Raw genomic sequence first — 20524 nt, forward strand, 5'->3', positions numbered from 1 at the left:
GGCGGTTGCGTACGCAGCGGAGTTAGTTGGTGTCGAGGGATGCGGGATGTCGTCGCCATCGACGAGTGTTTACGCAGCTCACGGCGGCTGCCGCCGGCTGCCGACGGGGGCGGACGGGTCAGGTACCCGAGGGGTGCCGGCGGCGGCGTCGCCGCCGGCCAAAATTGACGCGGCCGCGCCGGTGGTTTTCTTTCGGTATTCACCCCGGACGTGATTCGACAGCCCGGGCCGGCGGTCCGTCGCCCGACCACGACTACGGAATCGGTGGCCCGGCCGGCTGCACCAACTCCACCAGCACCCCGCCGGCGTCCTTGGGGTGCACGAAGTTGATCCGGGATCCGGCGGTCCCCGGCCGGGGCGCGTCGTAGAGCAGCCGCAGCCCGCGCTCACGCAGCGCCGCGCACGCCGCGTCGATGTCCACCACGGTGTAGGCGACCTGCTGCACCCCGGGGCCCCAGCGGTCCAGGAACCGGGCGATCGTCGAGTCGGCCGACAGTGGGGCGAGCAACTGCACCTGGCCGCCGTCGGGCGCCGGACCCACGGCGAGCATCGCCTCGCGTACCCCCTGAGCGTGGTTGACCTCGGTGTGCACGCAACGCATGCCGAACGTACGGGTGTAGAAATCGATCGCGGTGTCCAGATCGGCCACGGCGATGCCGACGTGGTCGATCCGCAGCAGGCCGATGTCTGTGACGTAGTCGGCAGCGGTCTCGGCGGGAGCATCTTCGGTCATGGCGCTAGTCTGACCGAACTATCGTTAAGTTGTCGCCGGCACTCCGGCTTTCCCCACACCGCGCGGAGGCGAAGTTCCCATGACCTCGGTGATCGTCAGCGGCGCACGGACCCCGATGGGCCGGTTGCTCGGCAACCTCAAGGACTTCCCGGCGACCACGCTCGGCGCGGTCGCCATCTCCGCCGCGCTCGGCCGCGGCGGCGTCGACCCCGACCAGGTGCAGTACGTGATCATGGGCCAGGTGCTGCAGGCCGGCGCCGGGCAGATGCCCGCCCGCCAGGCGGCGATCGGCGCCGGCATCCCGATGAGCGTACCGGCGCTGAGCATCAACAAGGTGTGCCTGTCCGGCCTCGACGCGATCGCCCTGGCCGACCAGCTGATCCGCGCCGGCGAGTTCGACGTCGTGGTCGCCGGCGGCATGGAGTCGATGACCAACGCCCCGCACCTGCTGCGCGGCCAGCGGGCCGGCTACAAGTACGGCGACGTCGTCGTCGCCGACCACATGGCCCTGGACGGGCTCACCGACGCCTTCGACTGCTGCGCGATGGGCGAGTCGACCGAACGGCACGGTGTCCGGCACGGCATCAGCCGGGCCGAGCAGGACGCCTTCGCCGCCGCCAGCCACCAGCGCGCCGCGCTCGCCCAGAAGAACGGCGTCTTCGCCGAGGAGATCACCCCGGTCGAGGTGCCGCAACGCAAGGGTGACCCGGTGCGGCTGCTCGACGACGAGGGCATCCGCCCGGACACCACGGTCGAGACGCTGGGGCGGCTGCGCCCGGCGTTCACCCCGGACGGCACCATCACCGCCGGCAGCTCGTCGCCGATCTCCGACGGTGCCTGCGCCGTGGTGGTGATGAGCCGGGCCCGCGCCGAGGCGCTCGGGCTCGACTGGATCGCCGAGATCGGGGCGCACGGCAACGTCGCCGGCCCGGACAACTCGCTGCACTCCCAACCCTCCAACGCCATCCGCCAGGCCCTCGACAAGGCCGGGCTGACCGTCGCCGACCTCGACCTGATCGAGATCAACGAGGCGTTCGCCGCGGTCGGCATCCAGTCGATGCGCGACCTCGGCGTCGACGCCGACATCGTCAACGTCAACGGCGGCGCGATCGCCCTCGGCCACCCGATCGGCATGTCCGGCGCCCGGCTCGCGTTGACCCTCGCGCTGGAGCTGCGCCGCCGGGGCGGCGGCACCGGCGCGGCGGCGCTCTGCGGCGGCGGCGGCCAGGGCGATGCCCTGATCCTGCGGGTGCCCGCCGGCACGTGACCAGCATCGACCGGACGACCAGGGCCGGCTCCCCCGACGTACCCGGGCTCGTCCGGCGGGCCCGCGACGGCGACCCCCGGTCGGTCGCCCGGCTGATCACCCTGGTCGAAACGGGCGCGCCGCAACTACCGCAGGTCGCCGCCGCGCTCGCGCCGTTCACCGGCAACGCCGTGGTGGTCGGCCTGACCGGGGCACCGGGGGTGGGCAAGTCCACCACCACCAGTGAACTGGTCCGGCGGTTGCGCAGCAGCGGCCAACGGGTCGGCGTCCTCGCCGTCGACCCGTCCAGCCCGTTCAGCGGCGGGGCGATCCTCGGCGACCGGGTCCGGATGCAGGAACACGCCACCGACCCGGGGGTCTACATCCGGTCGATGTCCAGCCGTGGCCACCTCGGCGGGCTGGCGTCGGCCACCCCGGCGGCGGTGCGGGTCCTCGACGGCGTCGGCTGCGACGTCGTACTGATCGAAACCGTCGGCGTCGGTCAGGCGGAGGTCGAGGTCGCCGGGCTGGCCGACACCACGGTGGTCCTGCTCGCCCCCGGCATGGGTGACGCCGTCCAGGCCGTCAAGGCCGGCATCCTGGAGATCGCCGACGTCTTCGTGGTCAACAAGGCCGACCGCGACGGCGCGGACGCCACCGTACGGGATCTCAAGGGGATGCTGGCGCTCACCGCGACCGGCCCGGGCGGCTGGCGGCCGCCGGTGGTGCGTGCCGCCGCCGCCCGCGGCGAGGGCGTCGACGAGCTGGCCGAGGCGATCCGCCGGCACCGGGACTGGCTGACCGGGCGCGGCGAGCTCACCGCCCGTCGGGCCCGGCGGGCCGCCGCCGAGGTCGAGGCGATCGCGCTGGGCCGGCTGCGGGAACGCATCGGCGCGCTGCGCGACGGTACGCTGCTGACCGGCATCGCCGCCGACGTGCTGGCCGGTCGACTGGACCCGTACGCCGCCGCCGACCGCCTCCTCGACGACCTGACACGGGGCAGCTGACGACGACCGGAAGCGTTAGGGTCACCGGGTGCAGACCACTGTCGATCACGCGAGCGTCCAACTCGACGCGGTGACCCTCGGCCACGGCGGTGCCGAGCCGGTGCTGCGCGACGTCTCCCTGACCGTGCGGCCGGGTCGGCTGCTGGCCGTGACCGGCCCGTCCGGTGCCGGCAAGACCACGCTGCTGGCCGCGCTGGCCGGGGCACTGCGCCCGACCGCCGGGACCGTGTCGGTCGGCGGGGAGCCGCTGCGCGACCGGGACCACGCCGTCGCCCGCAAGGTGGTGCTCGTCCCGCAGGACAACGGGCTGGCCGCCGTCCTGACCGCCAGCGAGAACCTGCAGGTCGCGTTGATGGCGGTCGGGCTGAGCCCGGTCGACGCCCGCCGGGCCGCCCACACGGCGCTGGACCGGCTCGGCCTGGCCGGCCAGGCCGAGCAGCTGGTTGAGGAGCTCTCCGGTGGGCAGCAGCAGCGCACCGCCCTGGCCCGGGCGTTGGCGCTGCGCGGCGACGTGCTGCTCGCCGACGAGGTGACCAGCGAACTGGACGCGGCCAACCGCCAGCTGGTCCTCGAACTGCTGCGGGCCGAGGCCGACCGGGGTGCCACCGTCGTCTTCGCCACCCACGACCCGGAGGCGGCGGCCGCCTGCGACGCCGAGCTGCACCTGCTCGACGGCCGCGCGGAGCTGGTCCGGCCCTGGCCCGACCCGGACCAGAGGTCTCCCGACGCCTGACCGGCCCCCGACACCCGGGTCAGGAGAACAGGGCGCTGTAGCCGTTGAGCGCCGGCTGGCCGCCGAGGTGGGCGTAGAGCACGGTCGCGTCGCGGTCGATCTCACCCCGGCCGACCAGGTCGATCAGCGCCGCCATCGACTTGCCCTCGTACACCGGGTCGGTGACCATGCCCTCGGTACGGGCGGCGAGCCGCATCGCGTCCAGGGTCGCCTCGTCGGGGATGCCGTACGTACCGGCGTGGTAGCGCTCGTCCAACTCGACGTCGTCGGCACCGATCGGCCGGCGTACACCGATCAGCTCTGCGGTCTGCCGGGCGATCCGGGTCACCTGCTCACGGGTGCGGTCCGGGGCCGCCGAAGCGTCGACGCCGAGCACCCGCCGGGGCCGCGCCCCGGAACCGGCGCCGGCCTCGGCGAGCGCGGCGAACCCGGCGACCATGCCGGCCTGGGTGCTGCCGGTGACCGAGCAGACGACGATGGTGTCGAAGAAGACACCGAGCTGCTGTTCCTGCTGCGCCACCTCGTACGCCCAGTTGGCGAAGCCGAGGCCGCCGAGGCGGTGGTCGGAGGCCCCGGCCGGGATCGGGTACGGCCGTCCGCCCGCGTCGGTGATCTCCTGCAGCGCCTGCTCCCAGCTCTCGCGGAAGCCGATGTCGAACCCGGCCCGCACCAGCCGTACGTCCGCTCCGGCGAGCCGGCTGATCAGGATGTTGCCGACCTTGTCGTAGACCGCGTCCGGCCAGTCGACCCAGCTCTCCTGCACCAGCACGCACTTCAGCCCGACGTGTGCCGCGACGGCGGCGACCTGCCGGGTGTGGTTGGACTGCACACCGCCGATCGACACCAGCGTGTCGCAGCCGGTGGCGAGGGCGTCGGCGACCAGGTACTCCAGCTTGCGGGTCTTGTTGCCGCCGTAGGCGATGCCGGAGTTGCAGTCCTCGCGTTTGGCCCAGACCGCCGCCCCGCCGAGGTGGCGGGTGAGCCGGTCCAGCCGGTGCACCGGCGAGGGGCCGAACAGCAGCGGGTGGCGCGCGAACGCGGTGATCGACATGTCGGTCTCCCTAAGGGGGCGGTCAGCGGGTGAGTCAGGTGCGGTGGGCAGGTCAGGTGAGCGTCGGGTCGGCGGCGAGGGTCACCAGCGACTGCCAGATCAGCGCGGTGATCTCGGTGGCGCGGGTGGCGTCGCGGTCGGCGCACGCGTCGATCAGCTGCTCGTGCAGGGCGACCGACCGGGTGGCGCCGGCCGGGCTGAACTGGTGCCGCTCCAACCGGCGGATCAACGGCGTGTAGCGGGCGATGGTCGCGGCGGCGGCCCGGTTGCCGGCCGCGTCGACCAGGACCTGATGCAGGTCGTCGTCGGCGGCCAACGCGGCGTCGAGGTCGCCGGTCGCGCAGGCCGCCGCGAACCGGCGGTTCGCGGCCCGCATCGTGGCCACCTGAGCGTCGGTGAGAGCCGGTACGCCGGTGCGGGCGGCGAGTTCGTGCATGGCGCGCACCACGGCGGCGGCGTCCCGGACCTCGTGCGGCACCAGCGGGGTGACCCGGGTGTGGCTCTGCGGCTTGCGTTCGACGAGCCCTTCGTCGGCGAGCCGGGCGAGTGCGTCGCGCACCGGTGCCCGGGAGAGCCCGAGCTGCTCGGCGAGGTCCTGATCGCGTACGGCGACCCCGGGCGCGAGGTCACCGCGCACGACGGCGTCACGGATGGCCGCGTACGCGCTGTCGCGCAGCAGCGTTCGGGGCACAGGCTGCAATGGCACACTGAAATGTTAGATGTTAAGTCGTCCCGTCGCCAGCGATCTAGAAGAATCTGGCCGGTATATCGACCAGAATCCTTCTAGATCGCCAGCAGGTAATCGGTTCAGCCAGCCCAGCCGGCAGCCCGTAGCGCACCACGTACCTGGTCGACGACCTCCGCCGGTCGGGAGCGGATCAGAAAGGCAGGAAAGCGCAGGATTCGGTCGCCGGCGATCCACACGTCGTTCTGCCGCTTCATGTCGGCAGCCCACTCGCGTACGTCCATGTGGTGTGCCCCGTCCACCTCCACCTGCAGCCGCCACTGACGCCAGTACGCGTCGAGGTAGCGCAGCCGGCCGGACCGGTCACGTCGCCGTTCCTGCAGGTCCGGTAGCGGTAGCCGGTGATGTCGACAAAGTCGGATGAAGTCGATCTCGGACAGCGCCGTCGCGCCACCGTCGGCGTCCACGGCGGTGACGCTGATCAGCTGGCGTCGCCTGGCCCGGGGCATCCGCCGCAGCACGGCGAGGATCTCCGCCGGGGTGACCCGACGCTGCTGACATCCGGCGGCGACGATCGCCTGTGCCTCATCGTCGGACCGGGCCCAGCCGGCCGCGTCCACCAGCGACCGCGCCATGCTGGTCCGCATCGGGCGCCCGACCTGGCGGTGATCGTCAGGCAGTACGCCGGTTCGGTGCACCACCATCGCCGGCATGTCCAGCGGCAGCCGCCGACGCAGGTCCGGGTACTGCCGGTCAGGACTCTGATCGGACCGGGGCCGGTGAAGCGCAGACCACCCTCACGGGCGGCGGTCAGTCCGGCAAGCAGTGCGGTCGGACCGGCCAGCAGCACCGCCACCCAGAGCGCCTGACCAGCGGTCAACGGACCGTTGTGGGTCAGCACCACGCCGGAGCAGATCCGCCGCCACTGGCCACGGTCCAGCCTGCGCCGCAGCCCCGACCGGCCCAGATGCTCGACGGCCTGCCTCGCGCTGAGCACACCGGACTGCTCGAACACGAGCCAGTCGAGATCCCCGGCGGAAGGGCCAGGCAAGCTCCGGGACAGCCACATCCATCGATTCTCGCCGCGAGAATCAACCCGACCGGGACAACCGGGACGCACCAGCGCCCGGTGACGGGTCGCCGTCGAGCGCCGCCGTCACAGTTGCGGGGCGACCTCGGCGGCGACGAGTTCGAGGTGGTCGAGGTCGGCCAGGTCCAGCACCTGCAGGTAGATGCGCTGGGCACCGATCTCGGCGTACCGGCCGATCTTCTCCACGACCTCGGCCGGCGTGCCGGCCAGACCGTTCTCGCGCAGCTCGTCCGGCTCCCGGCCGATCGCCGCTGCCCGCCGCGCGACCTCGGCGTCGTTGCGTCCGCAGCACAGGATCAGTGCGTTGGACAGCCGGAGGCTGTCCGGGTCGCGGCCGCCGGTCGCGCACGCGGCGCGGACCTGCGCGAACAGCCGGGCCGACTCGGCGACGCCCTCGAACGGGACATTGAACTCGTCGGCGTAGCGGGCGGTCAGCTGCGGGGTCCGCTTGCGTCCCTTGCCGCCGATCAGCACCGGCGGTCGGGGCCGCTGGACCGGCTTGGGCAGTGCGGGGGAGTCGGTGACCTGGTAGTACCGGCCCGAGTAGTCGAACGTGTCGCCGACCGGCGTCTCCCACAGCCCGGTGATGACCGCCAGCTGCTCCGCCAGCCGGTCGAACCGTTCGGCCAGCGGTGGGAACGGCACGGCGTACGCCGTGTGTTCGGCTTCGAACCAGCCGGCGCCTAGGCCGAACTCGACCCGACCGCCGCTCATCTCGTCGACCTGGGCGACGGTGATCGCCAGCGGGCCGGGGTAGCGGAACGTGGCGGCGGTCATCAGGGTGCCGAGCCGGATCCGGCTGGTGTCGCGGGCCAGCCCGGCGAGGGTGGTCCAGGCGTCGGTGGGGCCGGGCAGCCCGTCCGCGTCGCCCATCACCAGGTAGTGGTCGGAGCGGAAGAACGCGTCGTAGCCGGCGTCCTCGGCGCATCGGGCCACCGCCAGTAGCTGCTGGTAGCTGGCGCCCTGCTGGGGTTCGGTGAAGATCCGCAAGTCCACGTCGTCGAGCATATGCCTGGTCAGGTGCCCTCGGCCGGGGGCACCGGGACAGTGACCGACGACGCCAGGGTCCGCCGATCGGCGTCGAGTGCGTCGACCACCACGTACGCGACCGGACCGTGCACGGTCACGGTGGTCTCGAAACCGGTCGGGTCGGCCTCGCCGAGCACGGTCGACCCGTCCGGTTGGGCACCGCCGCGCACCTGCCAGCTGGCCACTTCGGTGGCACCGTTCCAGCTGACCCGCACGGTGACCGCGTCGCCGCTGCTGGCCTCGGCGACGACGGCGGGCCGGCCGCTCGGTCGACCGGTCCAGTCGAACCGGTACGCCCGGTAGGAGCCGTTGTCCTCGGGCAGGTGACCGGCGAACACCAGGGTGCCGTCCTCGGCGTATTCGGAGAAGTGCGGCTCGGCACCCCAGCCGACGAACGAACGGTTGCCGGGCAGTTCCTGCACCCCGCCCTGCGTCCGGGCGAGCAGGTTGCCCGGCGGCGGTAGTTCCCGGACCACCGACGCGGTCTGGCCGGTCTCGTCGACGGCGAGGATCAGCCCGCGTGACTGGTCCGCCTCGTCGCTGATGCCGGCCCGGTTGTCGAAGATCCCGATGGTGCCGTCGGAGCGCCGTCGGGCGTCGTGCTGCCAGGAGAAGTCGGCGCCCTCGTCGAAGGCGAAGTCGCTGCGCTTGCCGCCGAGTCGCCACAGCACCGCTCCGCTTTCGCGGTCGATCTTGTACACGGTCCAGGTGTGCCGGGCCGAGATCAGCAGATGACCGTCGTGGTCGACGTCGACCGAGTTCGGGTGGAAGAAGTCGTACGGCGTGCGGGCCCGGTCGTCGGCGGGCGGATCGGCGTACGACTCGGTGAGCGGCACGTGGTCGCGGGCCTGCCAGCGGCGGACGGTCCGGCCGGTGTCGACCTCCACCTCGTGGACCACCCCGTCGTACAGCGCGCCGTCGGTGATGCCGCCGACCGTGGACAGGTCGGCGGCGACCAGTTCGTAGACGAAGAACAGCGCCGTACCGTCGTCGGTCAGGATGAAGTCGTGCTGGTCGGTCGGCAGGTCACCGTCCGCGCGGATTCGGGTGATTTCCCGGTACGCGGTGTCGGCGATGACGAACTCGCCGCCGCCGATGCCGCTGGTGATCGCACCCTCCCACCAGGTCAGCACCGGCTCACCGGCGAGCTGCTGGACCCGCAGGTCGACGGCGACATCGGCCGGCCCGGCCACCTGGCGGAACCAGACCGGTTCACCGTCGCCGTCGACGATCAGTGGGCCCCGGCCGCCGGCACCGGCGGCCGGGGTGAGGAAGATCAACCCGTCGGTCACCGGGCCGTCGACGGTCGTCTCGACGACCGGAATGCGGAGGTCCGGCCGGGTGACGTAGCTGCGGATCCGGTCCGGCGTGGCCTCGGGTGGTGCCGGTGCGGCCGAAGGTGCCGCCGAGCGTCGCCCCAGTCCGACCCCGGCGGCCCCGGTCGCTCCGGCGGCGAGCAGGCCGCCGCCGACACCCAGCAGACCACGCCGGCTGAATCGTCGGGTCGAGGAAACGTCGTCGCGGTCGGCAAACATGTCGGGCTACGTTGCCATCGCCAACTGGGCTCAAACTGCATCGACGCTGTGTGGTTCCTGGGTAGGTTGCCGAGCGATCGAGAGGCGATCATGCGCGGGTCCCGGCTCCGGCCGGTCGACCGGCCGGAGCCGACGCCGGTTCCCACCCAGTGGGCTTAGCGATCGTTCAGTGTGCCTCTAGACTCGGAGTCGCCGTACGACGAGGAGGCCCCGATGGACGCCGAACAGATCGCCGCCGGCCGCGCCCGCTGGCAGGCCCGCTACGACGCCGCGAAGAAGCGGGACGCGGACTTCACCACGCTGTCCGGTACGCCGGTGGACCCGGTCTACGGTCCGCTCGACGGCACCGACCACCCCGGCTTCGAGCGGATCGGCTGGCCGGGCGAGTACCCGTACACCCGGGGGTTGTATCCGACCGGCTACCGGGGGCGGACCTGGACGATCCGGCAGTTCGCCGGGTTCGGCAACGCCCGGCAGACCAACGAGCGGTACAAGATGATCCTCGGTGCCGGCGGCGGTGGGCTGTCGGTGGCGTTCGACATGCCGACGCTGATGGGCCGCGACTCCGACGACCCGCAGTCGCTCGGCGAGGTCGGCCACTGCGGCGTGGCGATCGACTCCGCCGCCGACATGGACGTGCTTTTCGACGGCATCGACCTGGCGGCGGTCACCACGTCGATGACCATCTCCGGTCCGGCGGTGCCGGTGTTCTGCATGTACCTGGTCGCCGCCGAACGCCAGGGCGCCGACCTGGCCACTCTGGACGGTACGCTGCAGACCGACATCTTCAAGGAGTACATCGCGCAGAAGGAGTGGCTGTTCGCCCCCGAGCCGCACCTGCGGCTGATCGGCGACCTGATGGAGTTCTGCGCCGAGCGGATCCCGCGCTACAAGCCGCTGTCGGTCTCCGGCTACCACATCCGGGAGGCCGGCTCCACCGCCGCGCAGGAGCTGGCGTACACCCTGGCCGACGGCTTCGGCTACGTCGAGCTCGGGCTCTCCCGGGGCCTGGACGTCAATCGCTTCGCCCCCGGGCTGAGCTTCTTCTTCGACGCGCACGTCGACTTCTTCGAGGAGATCGCCAAGTTCCGGGCCGCCCGGCGGATCTGGGCCCGCTGGCTGCGCGAGGAGTACGGCGCCACCGACGAACGCGCCCTCTGGCTGCGGTTCCACACCCAGACCGCCGGGGTGTCGCTGACCGCGCAGCAACCGGTCAACAACGTCGTGCGTACGGCGGTCGAAGCGCTCGCCGCCGTGCTCGGCGGCACCAACTCGTTGCACACCAACGCCCTCGACGAGACCCTGGCACTGCCCACCGACGAGTCGGCGGAGATCGCCCTGCGGACCCAGCAGGTGCTGATGGATGAGACCGGGGTGGCCAACGTGGCCGACCCGCTCGGCGGCTCCTGGTACGTCGAGGCGCTCACCGACCGGATCGAGGCCGAGGCGGAGGAGATCTTCGCCCGGATCCGCCAGCTCGGCGGCGACGGCCCGCACCCGATCGGTCCGATGACCTCCGGCATCCTGCGCGGCATCGAGGACGGCTGGTTCACCGGGCAGATCGCCGAAGCGGCGTTCGCCTACCAGCAGGCGGTGGAAGCGGGGCACAAGAAGATCGTCGGGGTGAACTGTCACACCGGCACCGTCGCGAAGGAGCTGGAGATCCTGCGCATCTCCCACGAGGTGGAGACCGCGCAGCGCCGGCTGCTGGCCACCCGTCGGGCCGACCGCGACGACGCGGCAGTCCGTCGCAGCCTCGACGAGCTGGTCGCGGTCGCCCGCAGCGGCGACAACATGGTGCCGGTGATGCTCGACGCGGTCCGCGCCGAGGCGACCCTCGGGGAGATCTGCGACGCGTTGCGCGGCGAGTGGGGCGTCTACCACGAGCCGGCGCGCTTCTGACCCTGCCGAGGATCCCCCTGCCCAACCGGGCCGCCGGCCTAGGGTGGACCTCTTCCGGGTCAGCGGGCCCAGCATGATCGTGGTAGGCAGTACGCCGTGACGGGACTTGCGGTGAGCTGTCGACGGGTGGTGCAGATCTACCGGGGCGAGGCCGGCGACGTGGTGGCGCTCTCCGGCGTCGATCTGACGATCAATCCGGGCGAGATGCTGGCCCTGGTGGGCCCCTCCGGCTCCGGCAAGTCGACCCTGGTGGCGCTGCTCGCCGGGCTGATGCGCCCGTCGGCCGGTCGGGTCAGCGTCGGCACGTACGACCTGGGCAAGCTCTCCGACCGGGAGATCTCCCGGATGCGGGGTACGCAGATCGGGGTGGTGCTGCAGGGCGCGGTGCGCAACCTGCTGCCGTACGCGACGTTGCGGCGCAACGTGTGGCTGGCGCAGCGGCGGGCCGCCGCCACCGCCGGTGTCGATCTGGACGATCCCGACCGCATCCTCGACCTGGTCGGGCTGCCCGGTCAGGGCGGTGACCGGATCGCCGAGCTGACGCCCGGTGCCCGGCAGCGGGCCGCCCTCGCCGTCGGCGTCGCCGCCTCGCCCGGCCTGTTGCTGGTCGACGAACCGACCAGTCAGCTCGACACCCGGGGCCGCGACGAGGTGCTCGACGCGTTGGAGACCGTCAACGCCGAGCGGGGCACCACGATCGTGGTGGTCACCCACGACGCCGCCGTCGGTGCCCGGCTCGGCCGGGCGGTGACCATCCGCGACGGCCGGGTCGGTGCCGAGGGTCGCGACGGTGAGGACTTCGCGGTGGTCGCCGGCGACGGTACGGTGCAGCTGCCGCCGGAGGTGCTCGGCGACTTTCCACCCGGCACGCTGCTGCGGGTGGCGCAGGTCGACGGCGCGGTGACGCTGGTCGTCGGCGGTGACGCCGCGCCGCCCCACCTGCTGCCCGGCGGTGCCGCCCCGCCCGGCCCGCCGCCCGGTGCCACCAACAGTGCCACTGTGGACTGACCGCGATGTTCGCACTGATCGTCGGGGCGCTGCGGTCCCGCGCCGGCCAGACCGTCGCCCTGCTGGTGCTGACCGCGCTCGCGGTGACCGCGACCACCGCCGCCCCCTGGTACGCCGCCGCGGCCACCCGCACCGTCGCCCAGGCGGCCGTCGCCGACGCCGGGCCGGGCCAGCTGGCTGCCCGGGCGACCGGCCGGATCGAACTCGACGCCCCGGACCTGGACCGCGACCAGGTGGTCGACCCCACCACCGGCGACCGGGCCGCCCTCGACGCGGCCGGCGACGACCTGCTCGCCCAGGCCCGCGACGGCGGCTCGGCGCTCATCGGATTCCCGGGCGCGCAGGCCAGCAGTTCGATGTGGAACACCGGCACCCTGGCCGCGGGAGAGTTCGGCCTCACCGCCGACCTGGTGCACCGGGAGCAGGTCTGCGCGAATCTGACGATCACCGGCAGCTGCCCCCGCGACCCCGGTGACGTCCTGGTGAGCTCCCGGACGGCCGAGCGGCTCGGCGTCGACGTCGGGGACCGGTTGACCCACCAGGCGAGCCGTCAGGCGGCGATCGCCCTCACCGTCACCGGGACCTACCAGGTCACCGACCCGCACTCGCCGTACTGGGCCTTCGGCCTGCTCGGCACCGGAGCCGGCACCGACGACGCGGAAGCCGAGAGCGGGGATCCGGTTTTCGCCACCGCCGGCACCCTCGCCGCCGCCCCGGCCGCGACGCTCTCCGTCGACCATCACCTGATCCTGCCCGGTGCCGCCTTCGTCGACGGCGTCGACGTCGCCAGCGAACTGCGCCGATCGGCCGGCGGCGGCAGCGGACGCTGGCTGACCCGTACCGAATCCGCCGTCCTGGTCGACCAGATCACCCGGCACCGCCAGTTGGTCAACCTGGGTGTCGGCGTGGCCGCCGGGCAGTTGCTCCTGCTGTCGTGGTTCGCCCTGTTCTTCGCCGTCCAGCACACCGCCGAGCACCGCCGCCGGGACCTGGGACTGGTCAAACTCCGGGGCGGCGCCCGGTGGCGGGTCTGGCTGCTCACCATCGGGCAGAGCGGGCTGCCGATGCTCGTCGGCGCACTGGTCGGCCTCGCCGCCGGTCTGCTCTGTGCCCGGCTGCTCGCCGGTGCCGGCCCGGACCCGGCCCGGCTGGCCGACGCCGCCCGACTCGCCGTCGCAGCGGCCGGTACGGCGGTCGCCGGCGCACTGGTCGCCGCGATCGCCGCCGATCTGCGCAACGCCCGCACCGGCGTGGTGGACCTGCTCCGGCACGTCCCCGCCCGGCACCGGGGGTGGCGGGCCGACGCCGTCGACCTGGTCGCCGTCGCGGTGGCGGCAGCCGGGCTGTACCAGGCGTACACCGCCGCCACCGAGCCCGGCGAGGTCAGCGGCCTGGTGCTGCTCGCCCCGGCCCTGCTGGCGCTCGCCATCGCGCTGATCGCCGGCCGGCTCGCCACCCCGGGAGCGGCCCGCGCCGGTGCCGCCCTGCTGCGCCAGGGCCGGCTACCCGCCGCGTTGGCCGCGCTGCATCTGGCCCGCCGCCCGGGCACCGCCCGCCTGGTCGCGTTGCTCACAGTGGCGGTGGCGCTGTTCGGGTCCGCCATCTCCGGCTGGACCGAGTCGGTCGACGCCCGCACCACCCGGGCGACCCACGCCGTCGGCACCGACCAGGTCCTGACCGTGCAGGCCCGCAGCCGCACCCATCTGCTCACCGCCGTCCGGGCGGCCGACCCGTCCGGCCGGCAGGCGATGGCGGTGGTGAGCACCGGTTCGGCCCAGCAGATCCTGGCGGTGGACAGCACACGGCTCGCCGCCGTCGCCGCCTGGCACCCCTGGTACGGGCCGGCGGCGGCCGAGGTGGCCGCCGCGTTGGCCGCGCCGCTCACCAGCGTCGCCGTGGCCGACGGCGAGCTGCGACTGACCGCGGCCGGGCCGGCCGACGTACCGGTCAGTGTCCTGGCCCACCTGGTCGACCAGACGGGAGATCCGGTGACGGTCGTCTTCGGCCCGCTCGGGTCCACCCCCGCCGAACACCGTGCGACGGTCGACGGGTGCGGACCGGACGGCTGCCGCCTCGCCTCACTGGAACTGCGTCAACCGGGCTGGAACGGTCGCCCGGTGCCGGCCGCCGACGGAGTCGCGGTCACCCTGTGGGAACTGGCCGGCGGGACCACACCCGCCGTGGACCGCGACTTTTTCACCGATCTGCGCAACTGGCGGGGCCCGGTGACGCCCGGGGCGATCGGGCCCGCGTTGACCGTCGCCGACGGCAGCCTGACCGTCACCGCGCCCGGGCCGGCTCGGGACCGGTCCACCCACGTCCACGTGATCGAGACACCGGTCCCGTTGCCGGTGGTGCGCTCCGGGCCGAAGCTCGCTCCGGAGCTGCCCGGTGACCCTCGGCTGGAGGTCTTCGGTGCTGACGCCCTGCCGGTGCGGTACGTGGCGGTGGCCGACGCGCTGCCGCAGGCCCGGTTCCGGGGCTACCTCGTCGACCTGGAGCTGGCCGACCGGCTGGCCGGCGGTTCCGGCCGGGGCGAAGTACCCCAGGTGTGGCTGGCCCCCGACGCCCCCGCCGACCTGGTCGACCGGCTCACCGCGCAGGGCCTGACGGTGGTCGGCGTCGAGTCCTACGCCGACATGCTCGGCCAGCTGGGCCGTCAGGGGGCGCCGTCGGCGCTGCGGTTCCAACTGGCGGCCGGGCTCATCGGTCTGCTGCTGGCGGCCGGCGCGCTGATGGTGGTAGCGGCCGTGGAACGCGGCGACCGGGCCGCCGAACTGACCGCCCTGCGGACGCAGGGCCTGCCGGCCGCCGCCGTGGCGCGGATCGCCTACGGCGGGTACGTCGTCGCCGGGGCGCTCGCGGTCGCGGTCGGACTGCTGGTGACCGTCGTCGCCCGGCTGCCGGTGCTGCAGACGATGCCGGTGTTCGTCGACAACTGGGCGGTGCTGCCGCTGCGGATCGGCCCGCGACCGGTGCCGCTGCTGATCACCCTGGTCACCGCGACGGTCGTGCTCGGCTGCGCCGCCGTCTTCGCGGGCCACCGGCTGGTCCGCGCCGTCGAATCGGCTGCCGGTGAATCCGGCACCGCCGGAGCCAGCGCCGAACCCCGACCCGCCGACCGGAGCCACCGATGATCCCACTGCTGTTGTCGATGGTGGCCGCCCGGCGAGGTCAGGCGATCGTGGTCTTCGTACTCAGCGTCTTCGCCACGGCGGCGGCGGTGACCGGCCCGGCGTACCTCGCCGCCGCCGACCGGGCCGTGGTGGCGGCGGAGACGTCGGCCGCCGCCCGGTCGCAGCGCAGCGTCAGCCTGTCGGTCCCCACCCTGCTGCCCGACCAGGAGGGCTCGTTCCGGGCTGTCACGGCCGCCGTCGGTAACCTGCCCGGCTTCCGCACCGTCTACTCGGTGCAGTCGCCGATCCTCGGAGTCGAACCGGGCCCCACCGACGTGTCGTACCTGGTCTTCCGTGAGGACGTCTGCGCCAACCTGCGGATGGTCGAGGGCCGCTGCCTGGTCTCGCCGTACGAGGTCGTCCTCGGCGTCGACACGGCCCGCCGGCTGGGGATGGTCCCCGGACAGGGGTTGACCGTCACCGTCGCCGAGTACGACGCCGGGCAACGCATCTACCGGCCGGCGGGCGCGCCGGCCGAGGTCACCGTGGTCGGCCTCTACGCGCCGCTGGATCCGCAGGCGCTCTACTGGGGCCGTACGCCGTACTTCGTCCCGGGCACGTTGGACGCCTACCGGGAACCGGTCTTCACCGGTCGGCTCACCGTCGACGACATCGACCGGCCGAGTGACTTCCGCAGCGTCGAGGCGTTGGCCAGCGACGACGCGTTGCGCCCGGAGCGGCTGGCGGCCCTCGACCGGCAGCTCGTCGACGTCGGCGAGCGGCTCAGTGTCGAGGCCGGTGGGTTCGTCTTCCTGGTCGACGGAGTCAGCCCGCTGCTGGACCGGATCGCTGCGGCCCAGGCACTAACCCGCCAGGTGGTGCCGGTCGCCGCCGTACCCCTGGTGATCCTCTGCCTGTTCGTCGTCTTCATGGCGGTCGCTGCCGGGACCGCCGCCCGCCGTACCGAACTGGGCCTGCTCGCGCTGCGCGGCACGCCTCGGCGGGCCCGCTGGCTGCTGGCCGCCGGCGAACCGGCGGTCGCGATCGCCCTCGGCGCACCGGTCGGCTACCTGCTGGGGTCGGTGTTCGTCGGCGTCCTCGCCGGCCTGCGGTTGGAGGAGGGCCGGTTCGCGCCGGTCACCTCCGGTACGGCCGTGCTGGCCGGGTGCGCCACGCTCGTCGGCGCGCTGGCCGTCGCGGTCCTCGCCCAACGTCGGGAACTGGCCAGCCCGGTGGTCGACCTGCTGCGGCGGGTGCCGCCCCGGACCCGGCTCTGGGCGTCACTGCTGGCCGAAGCGGTCATGCTCGCCCTGACCGTGGTCGCCGTCGCCCAGCTGCGGCTCTTCGACAGCGAACTGGTCGGCCTGTCGCTGCTGGTGCCGGCGCTGATCGGGGTGACCGTGGCGCTGGTCGCCGCCCGGCTGGTGGCACCACTGACCGGGCGACTCGGTGCCGCCGCCCTGCGCCGGGGCCAGCTCGCCGCCGCCCTGGGGCTGCTGCACCTGGCCCGCCAGCCGGCCGGTCAACGCCTGTTCACCCTGCTCACGGTCACTGTCGCGGTGACCGGCTACGCGGCCGTCGCGTTCGACGTGGCGGAGCAGTCGCGGTCGGCGCGGGCCGAGGTGCAGGCCGGCGCCGACCGGGCGCTGACCGTGCTGCCGGTCGACGCCGGGACCCTGCTGACCGCCGTGCGCAGCGTCGACCCCGACGGCAGGTACGCCATGGCCGTCGGACGGACCAGCGCCGACACCGGAACCGGTACCGACGTCCCGGTGCTGCTGGCCGACACCGCCGCGCTGGCCGCCACCGCCCGCTGGCGGCCGGAGTTCGGCCCCGCCGGTGCGGCCGAGGTCGCCGACCTGCTACGGACCCCCGCCGCCGCGCCGATCGCCGTCGACGGGACCGAGTTGACCGTCGAGTTGACCGTCGCCGCCCCGGGGCGTCGCGGAGACGAACCGCCGGACGGCGACGCCACACCGGTCAGCGACGTGCGGTTCACCGTGCACCTGCGGTCACCGTCGGGACGCCTGGTCACAGCGTCGGTGACCGCCGGCGAAGGGCAGCGCTTTCATCCGCTGCCCGTCGAGTGCGCCGACGGCTGCCAGCTGGCCGGGTTCTCCGTCCGGCCCGAGCCGGCCGGCGGGGCGACCTCGCCGGACGGCACCTTCCGGGTGGTCCCGAACGTGACGGTGACCGGGCTGGCCGTCGACGGGACGCCGCTGCTCGACGCTGCCGCGCTGGCTGACGGGTCCCGCTGGCGCCGGCCCTCCGGCGCCGCCGTCGAGGCCGACCCGGCCGGGCTGCGGGTACGCCCCGGCGACGCCGCCGACCCGTGGACCCTGCCCGCCGACGTCCCGGTCCCGCTGCCGGCTCTGGTCACCCCGGCCGACGACCGGCCGCAGGGGCTCAAACGCACCACCATCCAGTTGGAGACCGGCGCGCCGGTGGAGTCGGTGACCGCCGAGCCGGTCGGGATGCTGCCGGCCCTGGGCACCCGTGGCCTGCTGGTCGACCTGGAGTACGCGGTCCGGGCGGTGCCGGAGAACACCGTGCTCGACGCGGCCCAGGTGTGGCTCGGCGGGGACGCCCCAGCCGACGTCGCCGAGCGGCTCGACGCCGCCGGGCTCACCGTGACCGGCGAGGTCACCCCCGAGCGGATCCGGCAGCGGCTCGACAGTACGGCGCCAGCCCTGGCGATCTGGTTCCATCTGCTCGCCGCCGGTCTCGCGGTCGTGCTGGCCTGCGCCGGGATGGTGCTGCTGGCGGTGGTCGAACGGCGACGTCGGGGCGAGGACCTGACGGCGCTGACCGTCCAGGGGCTGCCGACCCGGATCGCGGTCCGGTCGCTGCATTGGAGTGCGCTTCCGGCGGTGGTGCTCGCCGCCGTGGCCGGGCTCGGCGCCGCGCTGTTGGCCTGGTGGGTCACCGGCGACAATCTGCCGGTCGCCACCGACGGCGACGTCGCGCTCGCCCCGGTCGACTGGCCCCGGCCGGCCACCGTACTGGTTCCGGTGATCGGCGTCATGCTGCTGTTCGCAGCGGTGGCGCTGGCGTTGGGACGTGCGGTTCGCGTGCGAGACTAGGTAACCATGAGCGACCCACGTACCACCCCGTCGATCTTCACCCGCGGCGCGGTAGACCTGAGCTCCCTGCGCAGCGCCGCGCCGGCCGCCCCGCGTCCCGGCACAGGGGCCCCGACCAGCGCCGGTGGCGGTCCGGCCGCCGGTCCGAGCGGTCCGACAGGTGCGCCGGCCGGCGGCGGTGTCGCCGTCATCGACGTCACCGAGGCGACGTTTCAGTCGGAGGTCCTGGAACGCTCGATGACCACACCGGTCGTCATCGACTTCTGGGCCGAGTGGTGCCAACCGTGCAAGCAGCTCTCCCCGGTGCTGGAGAAGCTCGCCGCCGAAGGTGGCGGCGCCTGGGTGCTGGCCAAGGTCGACGTGGACAGCAACCAGCGGCTGGCCCAGATGTTCCGGGTGCAGTCGATCCCGATGGTGTACGCGGTGGTCGGTGGCCAGCCGGTCGACGCATTCGCCGGTGTGGTCCCGGAGGCCCAGCTGCGTCAGTGGATCGGCGCGGTGCTCAAGGCCGGTGGCGTCGCCGTCGAGGCACCCGAGGATCCGATGCTCGGTGCGGCCGACGAGGCCCTGATGATGGGTGACCTGGACGCCGCCGAACAGGCGTACCGGAAGATCCTCAACGAGGCACCGGCCGACGCCGCCGCCGAGGCCGGGCTGGCGCAGGTCGGGTTGGCCCGGCGGGTGCAGGGGGTGCAGCCGGCGGCGGCGCTCGACGCGGCGCGGACCGCGCCGGACGACGTCGCGGCGCAGTTGCTCGCCGCCGACGTCGAGGTGCTCAGCGGCCAGGCCGATCAGGCCTACCAACGGCTGATCGACCTGATCCGGCGCAGCGCCGGCGACGACCGGGAGACCATCCGCAAGCACCTGGTCTCGCTGTTCACCGTGGCCGGCCCGGACGATCCGGCAGTGATCAAGGCTCGCCGCGCGCTGGCCAGCGCGCTGTTCTGAGCCGCGCGATGCGCCGGATAGCCGTTCTTGACGCACCGTCGAATCTCGGTCTGCGCCCGCCGACCGAGACGTCGGTGCCCGGCTGCGCGAAAGCGCCCGGCGCACTGCGTGACCACGCCCTGGTGGCCCGGCTCGGCGCCCGCGACGCCGGCTGCCTCACTCCACCGAGGTTCGACCCGGCGGACTGGCGCCCCGGTGACGGGGTGTGCCACGCCGGGTCGATCTCGGCGTACTCGACGGCGCTCGCCGGCCGGATCGGGGCGATCATCGACGCCGGCGAGTTTCCGGTGGTCCTCGGTGGCGACTGCTCGATCCTGCTGGGCGCGGCCCTGGCGATGCACCGGCTCGGTGAGTCCGTCGGCGGCCGGATCGGGCTGGTCTTCGTCGACGGGCACTCCGACTTCCGCCACCCCGGCAACGCCTCCTACGTGGGCGCGGCGGCCGGTGAGGACCTGGCCCTGGTCACCGGCCGGGGCCAGCCGGACCTGGCCGCCATCGAGGGCCGCCGGCCGTACTTCCGCGACGTCGACGTGGTGGTGCTCGGCATCCGGGCCCAGGACGAGTACCGGCTCGACCTGCAGGCGGCCGGGATCGTCACCCGGCCGGTGCCGGCGCTGCGGGCCGAGGGCGCGGCGCGCAGCGCCCAGTGGGCCCGGGACCAGCTGGTCGACTGCGCCGGCTACTGGGTGCACGTCGACGTCGACGTGTTGGACCCGGCGGTGATGCCGGCCGTCGACGCCCCCGACCCGGGTGGCATCGCCTTCGCCGAGCTGGAGCTGCTGCTGGCGGAGCTGGTCGACACGCCGCACTGTCTCGGTGTCGAGCTGACCGTCTTCGACCCGGACTACGACCCGGACGGCAGCTATGCGGCGGACATCGTCGCCACCCTGGTCGCCGGGCTGCGCCCGGTGCACGGTGACCGGCCCGCCGGCGACGCGGCCACGGCCTCGCCGTCGCCGGCGCCGGAGACCTCGCCGTCGCCGGCCACGCAGCCGGCGGCCCCGGCTGCGGTCCCGGCGGTCCCGGCGACAGCTCCGGCCGCCGCCTCGACCGCGACCACCTCGACCGCCGCCGGGTCGGCCGAGCCGGACGCTCCGGCGGTGGCGGCGCTGCGACCTGCGGTGCCACCGGTCCCGCCGGTGACGTTGACGATCGCCGACCGGATCGCGCCGCGTGGGGCGACCAAGCCGGGACGGCTACGGCGACCGGCGCCGTCCCCACGGCCCGCTGTCGCGGATTCCGCCGACCCGACACCGCAGCCGACGCCCGACGAAGTGCCCGCCCCGCCCGCCACGGAGTAGATCCTGGTCAAAGACGCCGGGGAGATTTGCGCTGTGCGCTCGGGTGTCCCGAACATC

Annotated in this window: 15 protein-coding genes; 9 read left to right on the plus strand and 6 right to left on the minus strand. The window is 73.7% G+C overall.

The genetic code is table 11. The features are described 5' to 3' along the window. Positions 1-253: 253 nt before the first annotated feature. Entirely contained in the window at positions 254-733 is a 480-nt protein-coding gene (mce, locus tag ACN28F_RS22935; protein ID WP_289209959.1) for a methylmalonyl-CoA epimerase, read from the minus strand. Between the two features lie 79 nt (positions 734-812). Here mce and ACN28F_RS22940 point away from each other — a divergent pair, with 79 nt between their 5' ends. From ACN28F_RS22940 to ACN28F_RS22950, 3 genes are read left to right on the plus strand one after another with little or no spacing between them, the layout of a single operon-like run. Next, positions 813-2000 carry an acetyl-CoA C-acetyltransferase gene (locus ACN28F_RS22940; protein ID WP_289209960.1) on the plus strand — a complete coding sequence of 396 codons (1188 nt, stop codon included), beginning with the start codon at positions 813-815 and terminating at the stop codon, positions 1998-2000. Next, on the plus strand, positions 1997-2986 hold the full coding sequence (gene meaB, locus ACN28F_RS22945; protein ID WP_289209961.1) for a methylmalonyl Co-A mutase-associated GTPase MeaB: 990 nt from the start codon (positions 1997-1999) through the stop codon (positions 2984-2986). Before ACN28F_RS22940 ends, meaB begins: the two co-directional genes overlap by 4 nt. Positions 2987-3014: 28 nt before the next feature. Next, on the plus strand, positions 3015-3719 hold the full coding sequence (locus tag ACN28F_RS22950) for an ATP-binding cassette domain-containing protein (RefSeq protein ID WP_289209962.1): 705 nt from the start codon (positions 3015-3017) through the stop codon (positions 3717-3719). Between the two features lie 19 nt (positions 3720-3738). On the opposite strand, the gene ACN28F_RS22955 is transcribed toward ACN28F_RS22950, so the two are convergent. The 5 genes from ACN28F_RS22955 to ACN28F_RS22975 form a co-directional block, all read right to left on the minus strand. Beyond that, the gene (locus ACN28F_RS22955; protein ID WP_421359650.1) at positions 3739-4770 is read right to left on the minus strand and encodes a 1-aminocyclopropane-1-carboxylate deaminase; all 1032 of its coding nucleotides are present in this window, start codon (positions 4768-4770) and stop codon (positions 3739-3741) included. 52 nt (positions 4771-4822) lie between these two features. Continuing rightward, on the minus strand, positions 4823-5476 hold the full coding sequence (locus ACN28F_RS22960; protein ID WP_289209964.1) for a GntR family transcriptional regulator: 654 nt from the start codon (positions 5474-5476) through the stop codon (positions 4823-4825). Between the two features lie 101 nt (positions 5477-5577). Next, positions 5578-6102, minus strand: a complete 525-nt coding sequence (locus tag ACN28F_RS22965) for a hypothetical protein (protein WP_421359651.1) — start codon at positions 6100-6102, stop codon at positions 5578-5580. 509 nt (positions 6103-6611) lie between these two features. Then, positions 6612-7541: an LLM class F420-dependent oxidoreductase gene (locus tag ACN28F_RS22970; RefSeq protein WP_421359652.1), complete on the minus strand. Its 930-nt coding sequence runs from the start codon at positions 7539-7541 to the stop codon at positions 6612-6614. 20 nt (positions 7542-7561) lie between these two features. After that, a complete protein-coding gene (locus ACN28F_RS22975; RefSeq protein ID WP_421359653.1) occupies positions 7562-9109 on the minus strand; it encodes an arylsulfotransferase family protein in 1548 nt (515 codons plus the stop codon). 213 nt (positions 9110-9322) lie between these two features. Here ACN28F_RS22975 and ACN28F_RS22980 point away from each other — a divergent pair, with 213 nt between their 5' ends. From ACN28F_RS22980 to ACN28F_RS23005, 6 genes are all read left to right on the plus strand, one after another. Further along, positions 9323-11011 (plus strand): acyl-CoA mutase large subunit family protein, encoded by a 1689-nt coding sequence (locus tag ACN28F_RS22980; protein ID WP_289209967.1) that lies wholly within the window; start codon positions 9323-9325, stop codon positions 11009-11011. A gap of 96 nt (positions 11012-11107) precedes the next feature. Then, positions 11108-12019: an ABC transporter ATP-binding protein gene (locus ACN28F_RS22985; protein WP_289209968.1), complete on the plus strand. Its 912-nt coding sequence runs from the start codon at positions 11108-11110 to the stop codon at positions 12017-12019. Positions 12020-12024: 5 nt separating this feature from the next. Beyond that, complete coding sequence (locus ACN28F_RS22990) at positions 12025-15156, plus strand: ABC transporter permease (RefSeq protein ID WP_421359655.1); 3132 nt, start codon at positions 12025-12027, stop codon at positions 15154-15156. Continuing rightward, positions 15153-18218, plus strand: coding sequence for an FtsX-like permease family protein (locus ACN28F_RS22995; RefSeq protein WP_421359656.1), 3066 nt, complete (start codon positions 15153-15155; stop codon positions 18216-18218). Before ACN28F_RS22990 ends, ACN28F_RS22995 begins: the two co-directional genes overlap by 4 nt. Before the next feature lie 6 nt (positions 18219-18224). Beyond that, entirely contained in the window at positions 18225-19166 is a 942-nt protein-coding gene (locus tag ACN28F_RS23000) for a tetratricopeptide repeat protein (protein ID WP_421359657.1), read from the plus strand. Positions 19167-19174: 8 nt separating this feature from the next. Then, positions 19175-20467 (plus strand): arginase family protein, encoded by a 1293-nt coding sequence (locus ACN28F_RS23005; protein WP_353850526.1) that lies wholly within the window; start codon positions 19175-19177, stop codon positions 20465-20467. Positions 20468-20524 lie beyond the last annotated feature (57 nt).

The organism is Solwaraspora sp. WMMA2101 (genome assembly GCF_049179175.1).
Taxonomy (GTDB): Bacteria; Actinomycetota; Actinomycetes; order Mycobacteriales; family Micromonosporaceae; genus Micromonospora_E.